Source organism: Thermohahella caldifontis, assembly GCF_041153465.1.
Lineage (GTDB): Bacteria > Pseudomonadota > Gammaproteobacteria > Pseudomonadales > Oleiphilaceae > Thermohahella > Thermohahella caldifontis.
Window position 1 is genome coordinate 149,926 of sequence record NZ_CP154858.1, and the last position, 16,098, is coordinate 166,023.

The following is a 16,098-nucleotide window of genomic DNA, read 5'->3' on the forward strand; positions in this document are numbered from 1 at the left end:
AGCAGTGCTGGTGTCTTCTGGGCGTGGAGAGTCAGTCGGAGTGGGAAGTTGCCGGGTAGACAGAAGCATGAAATGGGTTGATCAGATATAGGAGTTTCGCAATGAACCGGACAATACGTAAAGGCCTGGCGTGCGCCATGACATATGCACTGTGCATGTCAGCAGACGCTGCCCCGTTTTTCATGGGGTTGGGGGATCTGCCGGGGGGCATATTTTATAGCCGGGCATTGGCTGTGTCTGCGGATGGCAGCACTGTTGTCGGCGACAGTAATGGGGTGGGCGGAAATCATGCATTCCGCTGGACGCTGGAAGAGGGTATCCAGTATCTGGTTGATCCCGCGGAAAACCCTCATGGGAGTCTCGGACTGGGTATTTCAGGCGATGGGTCGGTCGCAGCAGGCTACGCCTCACCTATGGGTAATGTTTCTGCATTCCGCTGGACGGCTGCGACAGGAAGTCAGTATCTGCCCAGCCTGCCCGCCGAAAGACTACAAAGTGAGGCGTGGGACGTGTCGGATGATGGCCGGGTAATTGTGGGAGAGTGCGGTTCGGATGGAAATCGGGTTGCGTGCCTCTGGGATGAGCATGGAAACGTGCGCGGAATCGGCGATCTGGCAGGAGGTATGCTGAGTGCCGGAGCAACTGCCGTTTCAGCAGATGGTTCGGTCGTCGTGGGGACGGGATATTCTGAATCGGGTCAGGAAGCTTTCCGTTGGACCGAGGCGACGGGAATGGTGGGCCTGGGTGATCTGCCGGGGGATAATTTTAACAGTTGGGCCTGGAGTGTCTCAGCGGACGGGCGTGTTGTAGTGGGCGTGTCCCGGTCGGAAAAAGGGATGGAGGCGTTCAGGTGGACGGAAAGCGGGGGGATGCAAGGGCTGGGCGTCGACGGGTTGACAGGAAACAGCGTGGCATGGGACGTATCCGGTGATGGCAGTCTTGTCGTTGGGGAGTCGGTGCTCGAAACAGGTTGGGGGGCAGTGATCTGGGATGAAGCAGGAGTCATGCGTCCTCTGAAGGAATACCTGGCCACCGACTATGGTCTGGATCTGACCGGGTGGGCGCTCGGAGAGGCGTACGGTATTTCTGACGACGGCAAGGTCATTGTGGGGTGGGGGAGCAGCCCGAACGGCTGGTCAGAGGCCTGGATTGCCAATCTCAGAACTGATGCGACGTCGCCCGTTCCGGTACCGGAGCCCATGTCGCTGACGCTACTTGGAATCGGTCTGGCAAGTCTCTGGCGCGTCGGGAGGAGTGTCCGCCGGTGGTCTGGCCCGCAGCGGGCTTGAATTTTACATGTTGAAGCCCATATCGCCTGTGTGCCGGATCCCGACAGGTGCGCGTTTCAGTCCGGAGCCGGAAAAGGTACAATACGCCAACGGTCTGACGATTGACGGAAAAAAGCATGCAGATACAGAATGCCGTACGCGATGCTCTCACGCGCAACTTCGAGGTGACCCACCTGGAAGTGATCAATGAAAGCGACCGGCACAATGTGCCCCCGGGGTCGGAGAGTCATTTCAAGGTTGTCCTGGTCTCGCCGGACTTTGAAGGGCTGAGGCGCATCCAGCGGCACCAGGCGGTCTATCGTCAGCTGGGCCATCTCCTTGAGAGCGGTATTCATGCACTGGCGCTGCATACCTACACGCCTGACGAGTGGCGTGACCTGGCGCAGGCACCGGCCTCCCCGGAATGCATGGGAGGCGGCAGCAAAAGGGGGACGGCCTGTGAGCCAGTTTTTCCAGATCCATCCGGAGAATCCCCAGCCTCGCCTGATCAGGCAGGCGGCAGAAATCGTCAGACAGGGCGGAGTGATCGTTTATCCCACGGACTCGGGCTACGCGCTCGGCTGTGCCCTTGGGGAGAAGAAGGCGACGGATCGGATCAAGGCCATCCGTCGTCTGGATGACAAGCACAATTTCACGCTCGTGCTGGACAGCTTTGCTGACATCGCCACCTACGCCAAAATGGAGAACCAGCACTTCCGGCTCATCAAGGCGCATACGCCTGGCCCCTACACATTCATCCTCCGGGCCACCTCCGAAGTGCCCAGACGCCTGCTGCATCCGAAGCGCCGGCAAATCGGCATCCGGGTGCCGGACAATGCCATCGCCAAGGCTCTGGTTGAAGAACTGGGGGAGCCCATCATGAGCACGACGCTGATCCTTCCGGGAGAAGAGTTGCCCATGACCGATCCCTGGGAGATCCGCCAGATGCTTGAACATCAGGTGGATCTCATCATTGACGGCGGTTTCTGTGGCATGGAGCCCACCAGTGTCATCAGTCTGGTGGAAGATGTACCGGTTGTTCTGCGCAAGGGTGCCGGAGACACCTCCGCGTTCGAGGAGTGAACCGGCTACCCGGGATCAGGCTGCCTGACCGCTCAGCTCACGCTGCAGGCGCTGGAACCGGGTTGCCAGATCGGTCAAACCATTGAACTCCTGATGCTGGGACAGCACGGAGGAATAGATCCGGTTCTCCGTCCCGTAGGCCTGCTGCAACCGTACCACGTTCTGCATGATGTCCAGTGCCGGCTTGCTCTGCCAGACAGTCTGCAGGGTGGCCCGGAACTGGGGCATGTTGTTCAGATCCGCCTCGATCATCTTTCTGACCGGCTCCGGCACGGCTGCATCCACAATAATCTGCCCGCCCTCCGGCCGCACGTTGAGATCTGTCCCTTCCGGCAGCTGATATTCGGCAACCTTTTGCCTGAGCACGGTCTGCAGGGATGCAATGGCTTGCCCGATTTCCCGTTGCCAGGTGCGAATGGCCTGCTCCGGTTTCGGGCGGGGTGATGCAGCGGGACCCGCGTTGAAATGTGACAGACTGACCGGGGTATCCGCATCGCCGGATTCCATGGGGCCGGCCGGGTCCGGCGCGGCGGGCTGAACCGGCGACTGCTGTTCACGCAACTGCTGATAAGCGTGATATCCCTTGTTGATCAGGGTCTGAATCAGACTCATGACACACCTCTGTCCATTACGTTGTGATTTTTCAAGCAAAAGGCGTGCCCGCCGGAGGCGACAAGAAACCGACACCGGGCGGGGCATGCGGAGACGACGATGACAGGCTTCGCTGGTGTCTCCCCGGAGCACCTGCCGGCATGTCGCGGGATGAAAGGCGGGCGCGGTTGCGGTAGACTGCCAGCGATCGAACAGGAGAGCTTTTGTGCAGACTATCCTCTGGCATGATTACGAGACCTTTGGCCAGGATCCCCGCCGGGACCGGCCGGCCCAGTTTGCCGCCTTGCGGACCGACCTGGATCTGAATCCGGTAGAGGACCCGCTGGTGCTGTATTGCAAACCGGCGGACGATGTGTTGCCCGCACCCGTCGCCTGCCTGATCACGGGGATCACACCCCAGGAGGCTCAGAGCAAGGGGCTGGTGGAAGATCAGTTCATTGCGCGGATAGACGAAGCCTTCCGGGTGCCGGAGACCTGTGGTGCCGGCTACAACAACATTCGCTTTGATGATGAAGTCACGCGCCACACACTCTATCGCAATCTCTATGATCCCTATGCGCGAGAGTGGCAGAACGGCAACAGCCGCTGGGATTTGCTCGATGTCCTGCGTCTGGCGTGGGCGCTGCGCCCGGAAGGGATCGTCTGGCCCAAGGGGGAGGATGGAAAGCCCAGTTTCAGGCTGGAGTTGCTGACTGCCGCCAACGGCATTGATCATGCCTCAGCCCATGATGCCATGTCCGATGTGGAAGCAACGCTGGCCATGGCCCGTTTGCTGAAGGCGCGTCAGCCGCGCCTTTATCAGTGGGCTTTCGACCACCGCTCCAAGCATGCGCTCAGATCCCTGGTTGACCTGCAGAGCCGCAAGCCGCTGCTCCACGTGTCCGGCATGTATGGCACGGAAAAGGGCTGCTGTGCCCTGGTTGCGCCGCTGATGTGGCATCCGGTCAACGAAAACGGACTCATTGTCTGGGACTTGCGTGAAAGCCCGGCTGAGCTGGTGGACATGGATGCAGAAACGCTCCGATACCGCCTGTTTTCAGATCGCGCCACACTGGAAGAGGACGGCAACACCCGTCTGCCCATCAAGGTCGTGCACCTCAACAAGAGTCCCATACTGGCGCCGTCCGGTGTCGTGAAGGGGACGGATCCTGCGCGTCTGGCCGGGTTTGGTCTGGACGGTGCAACACTGAGAACCCATCTGGCTCAGGTCAGGGAAGTGGCGGACAAGGTACAGGATGTGCTGAAAGCTGTTTTTGAATCGCCGCCGGAGAGCACGGATGATGACGCAGATGTTGCGCTTTATCAGGGATTCTGGCCGGACAGCGACCGGAAGCTTATGCAGGAAGTGCATCGACAGCCGCCGGAACTGCTGGGTGAACTTGATGTGAAGTTTTCGGACGATCGGCTGAAGACGCTGTTTTTCCGGTTCAGAGCACGCAATTATCCCGAGACCCTGAACTCGGAGGAACGCGAGCGCTGGGAACGCTATCGCTATACCAAGCTGACGGATCCGGATTCCCGCTACCTGACCTTTGAACGCTATTTTGCGGAAATCCAGCGTCTCATGGCCCGCCCCGATTGCAGCGCCCGGGATCGGGAAATCCTGGAAAACCTCATCATATACGGCCAGTCCATCCTGCCCGCCCTCTGATCATTGGCGCGGGCAGGACAGACCTCTCTCAGGGCGTGAACCAATCCTGCTGTTGTTGCCACTCCCCCTTGTCGGGCAGTGGCCGTGCATCGGCCGGTCGCCAGGGCGAGTCGTCTTCATGGCGTGAGGTCAGCAACATTGCGGCTGGTTGATCCGCAACCCGCTTGCGGAAGGTCTCGATCACATCGGCCCGGGATAACCCTTCAATTGCCTGAATGAGTTGCTGGCGCGAGTCGAACTGTTCGTGCTGTTGGTCGATCTCCGTCCAGTAACGGTCGGCCCGTTGCTCCAGGGTCTTGTCGCGTTCACTGAGTCGCGTGATCAGCGCCTGCTTGTGCAGTGCGAAGTCCTGTTCGGAGAGTTCATTCAGTCGCCCGGCAAAGGCCTTCAGCGCCTCCTGTGTCTCCTGATGGAGTTCGGCACCGCTTGCTCGGGGTGACTGGACAATGAAGGCCAGACCGGGCACTTCAAGCACAGGGTAGGGCGAGGCAAAGACGATATAGCCCAGTTGCTTTTCCGTGCGCAGGCGCTCGTAGTACCAGGGGCCGATGATCTGGCCGATCAATGCGTAGCGGGCGCGGTCAGTCCAGGACTTGTCCTGCCCCTGAACATAGTAGAGATAGCCGGTGTCGGGATGTGTCACCACCTTCTGGGTGGCAAACACGGCAGCCGGAAGCCTGACGACCCGGGAGCGGGGAACCTCTGCGGTCGCTTCGGCCGTCTTCACGAACCGGGTACGCACCACATCGTTCAGTGCGCGGGCGGTGGCTTCATCCATGTTGCCGAGACCCAGGGTGACGAGATCCACTTTTGCGAAAACCGCCTGAGCGTAGTCGGCCATGTACGCCGGTGTGATGGTTTCCAGCGCAGCAAGCTGCTCCCGGTTGTTCCAGTACGGCTTCATCATCCAGTTGCGGCTGTGGGCCACGAGCTGCTCGAAGGGTTTGTTCAGCTCCTGATTGCGCAGTTGACGGGCCAGGTCCTCCTTGAACTGTGCCAGCCGCTCCGGGCGGATGACCGGGTGCCGCAATGTTGCCGTCACCTTGTCGAGCAATACCGGTTGTTTTTCGCTGTAACCGTCGATACGCAGTGTCATGCCGCGCATGTGCCGGTAGAGACGGAACTCCAGACCGGCAAGATAGGCGGGGTACACGTACTCGTTGAGCTGGTCGCGAACCAGATCCACCAGCAGTTGTGCCGCCACAAAGTGTGCCGGAGAGTCGTTCACCACCGGCGAACGAATGCTCACATAAAAGCTGGCCTTGGGGGTTTTGAAGCTCAGATCATGCGCCCACCAGGCTTCCAGTCCCGGCTCACTGACCAGTTTGACGGGATGAGGCTGATCTTCTCCGGGTGCCCAGTCCACCGAATCGGGAATGAAGGCGTTGGGTGCCGGCAGGTGAAGATCAGCATACTGCGCTGAATCCGTCATTTCGGGCAGGGCACGGATACTGTGCGGCACCTGATACCAAGGCTCCGTCCTGTCCGTTTCCGCATCCGGTGCCACCAGTACCGCCAGCATGTTGTCCGGGCGCAGGGCCTGCGTGTACGCATGCAGCAACTGCTCGTCGTACTGATCCATCATGTAGGGGGCGGCCAGAACATGGGGCAGGGGAAACAGATTCATGCGGCCCGCCACGCTGCTGGCAAAGTGGATGGGCTGGGATCGCTCCTGGAAGCGGAAGGCGATATCCAGCATCTTGCGCTGTTCTTCAAAACGCCAGCGCTCGATACCCTGTTGCCGGATCATGTCCAGCAGGTGTTCCGTGGCCTGGATCACCTCCTGATAGCGGGCCCGGCCCTCCCGGGTGAGCTTGATGGAAATGCTCAGCAGACTCTGATGACCATCATCCATGAAGGTGCCGGCGGACAACCCCTCTGCCAGCCCCTGCCGCTTGAGCCAGGAAAGCAGGCTGCCTTCGCCTTCATGGCCGATGAGATTGGTCAGATAGTACAGGGGCTTGTTGCGATAGTAGGGGCGTGAGGACGGAACCGGGAACAGCAGCGTCAGGGACCGGCGGTCCTGCACCGGCTTCAGCTGTACCAGCCTGCCGGTGTCTTCGGCGCGCAGCAACGGGGGCAGCGGATTGCGCTGTGCCAGCGGCTGCACCGGAACCGGTGTAAATTTCTCGCGTACCCACTGCTCCAGTGTGTCGAGAGACTGGTTGCCATAGACCACGAGGCGCATGTTCTCGGGGCTGTAATGGGTCCGGTAGAATGCCAGCAGGTCGTCGCGGACTGGGTGTCCCGGCCTGTCCGCCAGGGTGTCCAGATTGCCGACTGCAAAACGTGCCACCGGATGTGCCGGATTCAGGGCCTGCTTCAGTACCGCGTACAGGCGGCGTCCGTCATCTTTCAGCTTGCTGGTGTACTCCGAATGGACCGCGTTCTTTTCCCGTTCCACATATTCCGGATTGAACAAGGGCGCCACGAACTGTTGAGCAAAACGATCCAGCGCCGGTTCCAGATAATCGGCATCCACATCAAAGAAATAGTTGGTGTGGTTCGCCGCAGTGAAGGCATTGTGGCTGCCACCGTGCTGGTTGATGAACGCCTGATATTCGCCGGCCTCCGGATACTTTTGCGTTCCCAGAAACAGCATGTGCTCAAGAAAATGTGCCAGCCCCTCGCGCCCCGGCGGATCATCCTGACTGCCCACCGCCACATCCATGGCTGCAGAGGCCTTTTCAGCCTGCGGGTCGGAAACCAGCAGTACCTGAAGGCCGTTGTCCAGCGTCAGCGGACGGTAGGCACGCTCATCGTTGGGGCTTGTAATGATCTGACCATCAGTGGACATAGGGCTCCTGTTGTTGAGCATGGTGCATGACGCAGTCATCATGATCAGAACAAGGCTGATCACCCAGCGCATCCGGTTCATGTCAGGCTCCTGATTGAAGTGTAGTCGCTCCGGACGCAGTGTGCGCTGCCGCATGCAGGCGCGCCAAAGGCTAGTGTGCGGCCTGTCCGCCGCCGAGTTTCTGCAGTGCTTCCTGAGCCAGTGCACGTGCCTGGGCTGCATCCGTGGTGTGCGCAATAGTATTCAGGGTTTGGGTCAGTTCCGCGATTAACTGTTGGTAATCCTTGAACTGGGCCGAGAAGGCATCATCAATGGCACGGTAGGCCGACTCGATGGCTGCAGTCCGGTCCGATTCACCCCGTACGGTGGCATTCAGGGCCCTGAGGCACGCCCTGACAATCTCGATGTAACGTTCGTCGTTATTCATGTGCTCCCTGAGCTCCCGGCGTCCGAGCCGCCGATTGTAACACAGACCCTGCTCCACGCCATTATGCCAAGGTGTACTGTCTGAAAAGTGTTCAAATTGGTACGCTTTGACCCGAATCGTGGAGGGGTTGATGTCGAAAGCATGTCACGATTCAGTCATGCCGCGCATCGACACTGTATGCGTCTCAATATCAAGGCTTCAGGGAGAAAGCCCACATGGAAACATCTCGCAACATTGCACTGGTTACCGGTGGCACCGGTGGTATCGGAACGTCAATCTGTCAGCGTCTGGATGAGGATGGTTATCACGTCATTGCCACTTACAGCTCGCCTGAACGGGAAGCCATCGCCCGTCAGTGGCAGGCCGAGCAGCAGGAGCTGGGGCACAACATCGATATCGTCCAGATGGATGTGGCAAGTTGGGACGACTGCGTTCGCGCCGGTCGCCTCATTCTGGAAACCTTCGGACCGGTCACGGTTCTGGTCAACAACGCCGGTATCACCCGTGACGCAGTCATGAAGAAAATGACGCCACAGCAATGGCACGCAGTCATTCGCACCAATCTGGACAGCCTGTTCAATGTGACTCAGCAATTCCTGCCGGTCATGCTGGACAAGGGATTCGGGCGAATCATCAACATTTCTTCCATCAATGGCGAGAAGGGGCAGTTCGGGCAAGTCAACTATTCTGCGGCCAAGGCCGGGGTGCATGGCTTTACCATGGCACTGGCCCAGGAAACGGCACGCAAGGGCATTACCGTCAACACCATTTCACCGGGGTATATTGCGACGCAGATGGTCATGGCCGTACCCGAAAAGGTGCGGGAAGCCATCATTGCTCAAATCCCCATGGGACGCCTTGGCAAGCCGGAGGAAATTGCGCATGCGGTGTCCTTTGTGGCCTCGCCGCTGGCTGGCTTCATGACCGGCGCAAACCTTTCCGTCAATGGCGGGCAGCACATGCACGCCTGACTTCTCCTGCACATCTCGATGCGGAGCCGCGCCGGAACCGGCGCGGCGACATAAAAGATAATAAATGGCGTTAGTCGCTCTGTCCGGCTCCGAGCCTTTGCTCTAATAAAGTTCATGCGTTTTGTACGTGTTCTGTGTAAACTTTTGTATCGTTCAAATAATGGACGATCACAACAATAGTCAAAGGTAGGTTTGCCATAGCGCTGACTTTGACCTAGAAATAAGTGAATATCATCAACACCAGGAACGGAGCCAACATGAATTATTTTGTCACCGGTGGAACAGGCTTTATCGGTCGCTTTCTTGTCCCCAAGCTGCTTGCCCGGGGGGTACTGTCCATGTGCTGGTCCGCGAAGCCAGCCTCCCCAAGCTCGAGCAGCTGAAAAAGGAACGCTGGAATGCCAGCGACGATCAGGTCAAGGCCGTGATCGGGGATCTGGAACAACCCCTCATGGGGGTTTCCGAAGCGGATCGTGAAGCCCTGCGCGGTAATGTGGATCACTTCTTCCATCTTGCTGCCGTTTACGACCTGTCCGCCGATGCCGAAACTCAGGAAAAGGCCAATGTGGAAGGTACGCGTCAGGCGGTCAGGCTGGCGGAAGACATCCAGGCCAAGCATTTTCAGCACGTCAGCTCCATCGCGGCCGCCGGCCTCTACCGGGGCATTTTCCGCGAGGACATGTTCGAGGAAGCGGAAAAGCTGGACCATCCCTACCTGCGCACCAAGCACGAATCCGAGAAAGTCGTGCGCGAGGAGTGCAGCATTCCCTGGCGCGTCTATCGTCCCGGCATGGTCATCGGTCACTCCAAGACCGGTGAAATGGACAAGATTGACGGGCCGTACTACTTCTTCAAGCTGATCCAGAAGATCCGCAATGCACTGCCCCAGTGGATGCCCACCATCGGTATCGAAGGCGGCCGCCTGAACATCGTGCCCGTGGATTACGTGGTGGATGCCATGGACCATATCGCCCACGTGGAAGGCGAGGATGGCAAGGCATTCCACCTGACAGACCCGGATCCCTACAAGGTGGGCGAAGTCCTGAACATCTTCTGCGAGGCCGGCCATGCACCCAAGATGGCCATGCGTCTTGATTCGCGCATGTTCGGTTTCATTCCACCCATGATTCGCCAGACCCTCACCCGCATGCCGCCGGTGCAGCGTCTCAAGCATGCCGTGCTGACGGATCTGGGCATTCCCGAGTCAGTGTTGTCGTTCATCAACTACCCCACGCGCTTTGATGCACGTGAAACCGAACGCCTGCTCAAGGGGACGGGCATCGAATGCCCGCGCCTGCCTGACTATGCGGGTTTCATCTGGGATTACTGGGAGCGTCACCTCGACCCGGATCTGTTCAAGGATCGTACCCTGCGTGGTGCCGTAGAAGGCAAGGTCTGCGTGGTGACCGGGGCCACGTCGGGCATTGGTCTGGCCACGGCACGCAAGCTGGCCGAGGCCGGTGCCAAAGTGGTGATTGGTGCGCGCACACCCGAAAAGCTCGAAGCCACCAAGAAGGAGCTGGAAGAGCTGGGTGGAGAAGTGTATGCCTATCCGGTGGATCTCTCCAACCTGGAAGATGCGGATCGCTTCGTGCAGGCCGTGCTCAAGGACCATGGCCATGTGGATTACCTGATCAATAACGCCGGCAAGAGCATCCGCCGCTCACTGGTGCTGACCTTTGACCGCTTCCACGATTTCGAGCGCACCATGCAGCTCAACTACTTCGGCTCCGTTCGGCTGATCATGGGCTTTGCGCCGACCATGCTGGCGCGCCGCAAGGGGCATATCGTCAACATTTCATCCATTGGTGTGCTGACCAACGCACCGAGGTTCTCCGCCTACGTGGCGTCCAAGGCAGCGCTGGATGCGTTCTCCCGCTGTGCGGCGGCCGAGTGGTCTGACCGGCATGTGACCTTTACCACCATCAACATGCCGCTCGTTCGTACGCCGATGATCAGTCCCACAAAGATCTATGACTATGTGCCGACGCTGACCCCCGAGGAAGCCGCGGATCTCGTGGCGCAGGCCATCATCAGCAAACCCAAGCGGATTGCCACGCGGCTGGGTATCACCGCGGCCGTGATCCATGCCCTGGCGCCCAAGGTCGGTGAGATCATCATGAACACGGGGTACAAAATGTTCCCGGATTCACCGGCAGCGAAAGGTGCCAAGGACGGAGAACAGAAACCGCAGATGAGTGCAGAGCAGGTGGCATTTGCAGCGCTCATGCGCGGGATACACTGGTAATCGCTTGGTCCCGGAAGGGCCGGCGGACAAATGGGGTGCGGTGCATAGCCGCGCCCTATTTTTTTGATTGAAAATATAAATGGAATGGGGATGGCTGATTGATTCGGATGGCAGTACACTGAATGTCGAGCTGTCTTTTCAACCTCAACTCAGATCAACAAGGAGATCTCGAAGCATGAGCGTTCTGGTAGGAAAAAAAGCACCTGATTTCACCGTTCCGGCTGTACTGGCAGACGGTACGATCGTTGACGCGTTCAACCTTTCTGAAGCCATCAAGGGCAAGTATGCCATTATCTTCTTCTACCCGCTGGACTTCACCTTCGTGTGTCCGTCCGAGCTGATCGCCCTGGATCACCGTATCCCCGAATTCCAGGCGCGCAACGTGGAAGTCATCGGCGTTTCCATCGACTCTCACTTCACCCACAACGCATGGCGCAACACGCCGGTGGACAAGGGCGGCATCGGTCCGGTCAAGTACACGCTGGCGGCTGACATGAAGCATGAAATCGCCCAGGCTTACGACGTCGAATCCGAAGGCGGCGTGGCATTCCGGGGAGCCTTCCTGATCGACAAGGATGGCGTGGTGCGCTCCCAGATCGTCAACGATCTGCCGCTGGGCCGCAACATGGACGAGCTGCTGCGTCTGGTCGATGCCCTGCAGTTCCATGAGGAGCATGGCGAAGTGTGTCCGGCCAACTGGAAGAAAGGTCAGCCCGGCATGCAGGCCTCTCCGGAAGGTGTGGCCAAGTATCTGGCAGAAAACGCCGACAAGCTCTGATTTTATCAGGCTGCTTTGTCACGCAAAACGCCCCGGCTTGCCGGGGCGTTTTGCGTTGTGCGTGACGGCATGACAGGGGACCCGGCGCCGGGGTTTTCAGGCTGCCACGCCGGATCAGCGCCTGAAATCAGTCCGCCTTGCGCATCGTTTCGTCTTCCAGTGACACCAGATGCTTCCAGCGGTTGACGATCCTGCAGAACAGCTCTGCCGTCTTTTCCGCGTCGTACAGCGCCGAGTGTGCTTCCTTGTTGTCAAAATCGATTCCGGCACGCTTGCAGGCCTGTGACAGCACGGTATGTTCGTAGGCTAGGGCGGCCAAGGTAGCCGTATCAAAGGTGGAAAACGGATGAAACGGGTTGCGCTTGATGCCGGCCCGCTCCGCTGCGGCAAAGAGGAAGCTGTGGTCAAAGAAGGCATTGTGCCCGACCAGAACCGCACGGTTGCATCCATAGGCTTTCACCGCCTTGCGGATGGGCTGAAACAGCTGACGCAGGGCATCCCCTTCATCCAGCGCGCCCCTGAGCGGGTTGTGAGGATCAATTCCGGTGAAGTCCAGCGCCGCCTGCTCCAGATTGGCCCCCTCGAAGGGTGCCACGTTGAACGCTTGGCTGTGCTCGGGAAAGACCTCTCCCGCCTCATTCATGCCGATGATCACCGCGGCCACCTCAAGCAGTGCGTCCGTGCGGGGGTTGAAACCCGCCGTCTCCACGTCCACCACCACAGGCAGAAACCCCCGGAAACGGCGCGCCAGGGGTGACTTTTCCACGACTTCAGTGCTGTCGGTTTCCAGCGGCATATCCGTCATGCCAGACTCCAGGGCAGGGTTTCGCCTGCGGCAAAAGGCGTGATGCGGGTTTCACCGAGTGGCAGGCTGTCGGGAACGGTCATGGGGCGTCTGACAAGCGTGATCGTATCGGTATTGCGCGGCAAACCGTAAAAGTCCGGCCCGTGGAAAGCCGCGAAGGCTTCCAGCCTGTCCAGTGCACCGGCCTGCTCGAAGGCCTGCGCGTACAGGGGCAGGGCAGCGGGGGCCGTATAGCATCCGGCACAGCCGCAGGCGGACTCCTTCTTGCTGGTGGGGTGCGGTGCGGAATCTGTTCCGAGGAAGAAACGCGGGCTGCCCGAAGTGGCCGCTTCCAGCAGCGCCTCCTGATGGGTGCGGCGCTTGAGGATCGGCAGACAATAGAAGTGCGGCCGGATACCGCCCACCAGCATGCTGTTGCGGTTGTGGAGCAAATGATGTGCGGTGAGTGTCGCTGCCAGCCGGTCTTCACCCTGCCGGACGAACTCGACTGCCTCACGGGTGGTGATGTGTTCCAGCACCACGCGGAGCCGGGTATGACGTTCCAGCAGTGGCGCGAGTACCCGCTCGATGAATATCCGTTCCCGGTCAAAGATATCCACATCCGGATCGACCACCTCGCCATGTATCAGCAAGGGCATGCCTTCGTCGGCCATGGCTTCCAGTACCGGGTCGAGGCGACGAATGTCCGTGACGCCCGCATCCGAGTTGGTCGTGGCACCGGCAGGGTAGAGCTTGCACGCGTAAACCTGACCGCTGGCCCTGGCCTTGCGGATCTCGTCCGGAGTAGTCTGATTGGTCAGGTAGAGCGTCATCAGGGGCTGAAAGTCCGCACCCTCCGGAATGGCGCGCTCAATCCGGTCCCGGTAGGCCAGTGCCTGCGCCGTGGAGGTGACAGGTGGCACCAGATTGGGCATGATGATGGCGCGGTGAAACCAGAGCGCGGCGCTGGCAACGGTATCCCTGAGCTGGGCGCCGTCGCGCAGATGCAGGTGCCAGTCGTCAGGGCGTGTAAGGGTCAGAGTATCCATGTCAGCCTGTCATGTCTTGCTTTCGGGCCGGCCAGTATACCAAAACTTACAATTCCATCGGTAAAGAATCGGGTCGCATGGCCGATACTGACAGGGAACCAACGGGGAGGCAGTACGGTCACATGAGGCAGTCCGTGAGAATCTTTCTGGCATTGCTGGTCGTCACGTTCGGTGCCCGGGCCGAGGTGCTCTATCATGCACCCATTACCCAGAGCCAGTGGAACCTGTCCGCCTCCATCTTCGGCTGCAAGCTGACACACACGATTCCCGGATTCGGCCAGGCCGTGTTTTTCCGTGAAGCCGGCGAACCCCTGAAATTCTACCTCACGACCCAGCGCAACCCGTTGCAGGCCGGCAAGGCCGCGCTGGTGATTGAAGCGCCGCCCTGGCGACCGGGGCAGAGCGTGGATGACTTGGGGCTCGTGCCGGTCCGCGACACCAATCAGCCCGTGACGGTGGGGCCTGATGCCGCAGAGCGCATGCTGGACAGCCTGTTGCGTGGCATGCAGCCCACGGTGACCCGGCAGGGCAAGTTTGTGCGCGGGGCGGTGCGTGTGGCCGTCAATGCGGTGAATTTCAGCAATTTCTACAATGATTATCTGGATTGTGTCGCCACCCTGCTGCCGGTGAACTTCCGGCAGGTGGAACGGACCAAGGTATTCTTCGATGTGGATTCGTCCGAGCTGACCGATGAAGCCAAAAAACAGCTGGACAAGGTGGTGCTTTACGTCAAGGCCGATCCGACCGTGACCCAGATCTTCGTGGATGGTCACACGGATGCCAGCGGCCGGAGAATTTACAACCTCAGACTCTCCCGTGAACGGGCCGAGAATGTTACCCAGTATCTGGTGAGCCAGGGGCTGGACCAGGACATGATCGTCACCCGATACCACGGCGACCGCTATCCGGTGGTCCCCGATACCACGCCTGCCAACAAGGCACAGAACCGTCGCGCCACCATCCGCCTGGACCGCACGCCCAAGACGGAGCGTCCCCAGGGCGTCAATGCAGCCGATGCCAGCGCCGCATTGGACAGCCTGCCTTCGTCTCAGTAGCCGAGCCACACCTTTACGGGTAGAATAACGGCCTTCTGGGAATTGCAACGGGAGTGCCTCCATGTCCAAAATCAACAAGGTCGTCCTGGCGTATTCGGGCGGTCTCGACACCTCCGTCATCGTCAAGTGGCTGCAGGAAGAGTATCAGTGTGAAGTCGTGACCTTCACGGCCGACATCGGTCAGGGTGAAGAAGTGGAACCGGCGCGTGCCAAGGCACAGGCGCTGGGCGTCAAGGAAATCTATATCGAAGACCTGCGCGAAGAATTCGTGCGCGATTACGTGTATCCCATGTTCCGCGCCAACACCATCTATGAGGGTGAGTATCTGCTGGGTACCTCCATTGCCCGCCCGTTGATTGCGCGCCGCCTGGTGGAAATCGCCAATGAAACCGGCGCGGATGCCATTTCCCACGGTGCCACCGGCAAGGGTAACGATCAGGTGCGCTTCGAACTCGGCGCCTACGCCCTCAAGCCCGGCATCAAGGTGATTGCGCCCTGGCGCGAGTGGGATCTCACCAGCCGTGAAAAGCTCATGGCGTACTGTGAAAAGCACAACATTCCCGTGGAGAAGAAAAAGGGCAAGTCCCCGTACTCCATGGATGCCAACCTGCTGCACATTTCCTATGAAGGCGGCATTCTCGAGGATCCCTGGGCGGAGCCGGAAGAGGACATGTGGCGCTGGACCGTCTCGCCCGAAGCAGCACCGGATCAGCCCACCTACCTTGAGCTGACCTACGAGAAAGGTGACATCGTCGCCATTGACGGCGAGCGCCTCAAGCCTCACGAAGTGCTGGAACGCCTGAACAAGGTGGCCGGTGCCAATGGTGTGGGCCGCCTGGATATTGTCGAGAACCGCTATGTGGGCATGAAGTCCCGCGGCTGCTACGAAACCCCTGGCGGTACTGTCATGCTGCGTGCCCACCGGGCGATTGAATCGCTGACGCTGGACAAGGAAGTGGCTCACCTCAAGGATGCCCTGATGCCCAAGTATGCCGAGATGATCTACAACGGCTACTGGTGGTCACCGGAGCGACTGGCCCTGCAGAAGCTGATCGACGAGACCCAGGCACACGTGAACGGTGTGGTGCGCGTCAAGCTCTACAAGGGTAACGTCACGGTTGTGGGCCGCAAGTCCGAAACGGACAGCCTGTTCGACGACCGCATCGCCACCTTCGAGGACGACGGTGGTGTGTACAATCAGCGCGATGCCGAGGGCTTCATCAAGCTCAACGCATTGCGCCTGCGCATTGCGGCGGACAGGGGCCGCAAGTTTGACTGACAAGCGCTAGCACCTCCTGCCTTCACGGGCAGGGTGCCTGGCCATCGGTCGGAGAAGCCGGAAGCGGGAGACTGCTTCCGGTTTTTTTTGGGGGGA

The 16,098-nt window shown here is 59.6% G+C and carries 14 protein-coding genes and 1 pseudogene; 10 read left to right on the forward strand and 5 right to left on the reverse strand.

Going from position 1 to position 16,098, the window contains the following annotated elements; genetic code table 11:
* Positions 1-137 precede the first annotated feature (137 nt).
* The 3 genes and pseudogenes from AAIA72_RS00720 to AAIA72_RS00730 all read left to right on the forward strand — a co-directional run bounded on the left by AAIA72_RS00720 (position 138) and on the right by AAIA72_RS00730 (position 2,351).
* Complete coding sequence (locus AAIA72_RS00720) at positions 138-1,289, forward strand: hypothetical protein (RefSeq protein WP_369601548.1); 1,152 nt, start codon at positions 138-140, stop codon at positions 1,287-1,289.
* 116 nt (positions 1,290-1,405) lie between these two features.
* A pseudogene (locus AAIA72_RS00725) lies at positions 1,406-1,597 on the forward strand (BolA family protein); the annotation flags it as partial.
* A 130-nt stretch (positions 1,598-1,727) separates the two neighbouring features.
* Entirely contained in the window at positions 1,728-2,351 is a 624-nt protein-coding gene (locus tag AAIA72_RS00730) for an L-threonylcarbamoyladenylate synthase (protein WP_369601549.1), read from the forward strand.
* 15 nt (positions 2,352-2,366) lie between these two features.
* On the opposite strand, the gene AAIA72_RS00735 is transcribed toward AAIA72_RS00730, so the two are convergent.
* Positions 2,367-2,963 (reverse strand): hypothetical protein, encoded by a 597-nt coding sequence (locus tag AAIA72_RS00735; protein WP_369601550.1) that lies wholly within the window; start codon positions 2,961-2,963, stop codon positions 2,367-2,369.
* A gap of 205 nt (positions 2,964-3,168) precedes the next feature.
* On the opposite strand from AAIA72_RS00735, the gene sbcB reads away from it, so the two are divergent.
* The gene (gene sbcB / locus AAIA72_RS00740; protein WP_369601551.1) at positions 3,169-4,614 is read left to right on the forward strand and encodes an exodeoxyribonuclease I; all 1,446 of its coding nucleotides are present in this window, start codon (positions 3,169-3,171) and stop codon (positions 4,612-4,614) included.
* 28 nt (positions 4,615-4,642) lie between these two features.
* Here sbcB and AAIA72_RS00745 read toward each other — a convergent pair whose 3' ends face one another.
* Complete coding sequence (locus AAIA72_RS00745) at positions 4,643-7,411, reverse strand: insulinase family protein (RefSeq protein WP_369601552.1); 2,769 nt, start codon at positions 7,409-7,411, stop codon at positions 4,643-4,645.
* A gap of 151 nt (positions 7,412-7,562) precedes the next feature.
* Positions 7,563-7,838 (reverse strand): hypothetical protein, encoded by a 276-nt coding sequence (locus AAIA72_RS00750; protein ID WP_369601553.1) that lies wholly within the window; start codon positions 7,836-7,838, stop codon positions 7,563-7,565.
* Positions 7,839-8,053: 215 nt separating this feature from the next.
* Here AAIA72_RS00750 and phbB point away from each other — a divergent pair, with 215 nt between their 5' ends.
* The 4 genes from phbB (at position 8,054) to AAIA72_RS00770 (ending at position 11,835) form a co-directional block, all read left to right on the forward strand.
* A complete protein-coding gene (phbB, locus tag AAIA72_RS00755) occupies positions 8,054-8,809 on the forward strand; it encodes an acetoacetyl-CoA reductase (protein WP_369601554.1) in 756 nt (251 codons plus the stop codon).
* Positions 8,810-9,066: 257 nt separating this feature from the next.
* Positions 9,067-9,192 carry an NAD-dependent epimerase/dehydratase family protein gene (locus AAIA72_RS00760; RefSeq protein ID WP_369601555.1) on the forward strand — a complete coding sequence of 42 codons (126 nt, stop codon included), beginning with the start codon at positions 9,067-9,069 and terminating at the stop codon, positions 9,190-9,192.
* A complete protein-coding gene (locus tag AAIA72_RS00765) occupies positions 9,150-11,057 on the forward strand; it encodes an SDR family oxidoreductase (RefSeq protein WP_369601556.1) in 1,908 nt (635 codons plus the stop codon). Before AAIA72_RS00760 ends, AAIA72_RS00765 begins: the two co-directional genes overlap by 43 nt.
* A 175-nt stretch (positions 11,058-11,232) precedes the next feature.
* On the forward strand, positions 11,233-11,835 hold the full coding sequence (locus AAIA72_RS00770; RefSeq protein WP_369601557.1) for a peroxiredoxin: 603 nt from the start codon (positions 11,233-11,235) through the stop codon (positions 11,833-11,835).
* A 127-nt stretch (positions 11,836-11,962) separates the two neighbouring features.
* On the opposite strand, the gene rnt is transcribed toward AAIA72_RS00770, so the two are convergent.
* Positions 11,963-12,640, reverse strand: a complete 678-nt coding sequence (gene rnt, locus AAIA72_RS00775; protein ID WP_369601558.1) for a ribonuclease T — start codon at positions 12,638-12,640, stop codon at positions 11,963-11,965.
* The gene (gene pyrC, locus AAIA72_RS00780) at positions 12,637-13,668 is read right to left on the reverse strand and encodes a dihydroorotase (protein WP_369601559.1); all 1,032 of its coding nucleotides are present in this window, start codon (positions 13,666-13,668) and stop codon (positions 12,637-12,639) included. Before pyrC ends, rnt begins: the two co-directional genes overlap by 4 nt.
* Positions 13,669-13,802: 134 nt before the next feature.
* On the opposite strand from pyrC, the gene AAIA72_RS00785 reads away from it, so the two are divergent.
* Together AAIA72_RS00785 and AAIA72_RS00790 are read left to right on the forward strand one after the other, a co-directional pair.
* Complete coding sequence (locus AAIA72_RS00785) at positions 13,803-14,723, forward strand: OmpA family protein (RefSeq protein ID WP_369601560.1); 921 nt, start codon at positions 13,803-13,805, stop codon at positions 14,721-14,723.
* Between the two features lie 61 nt (positions 14,724-14,784).
* The gene (locus AAIA72_RS00790; RefSeq protein ID WP_369601561.1) at positions 14,785-16,002 is read left to right on the forward strand and encodes an argininosuccinate synthase; all 1,218 of its coding nucleotides are present in this window, start codon (positions 14,785-14,787) and stop codon (positions 16,000-16,002) included.
* The last annotated feature ends 96 nt before the right edge of the window (positions 16,003-16,098 follow it).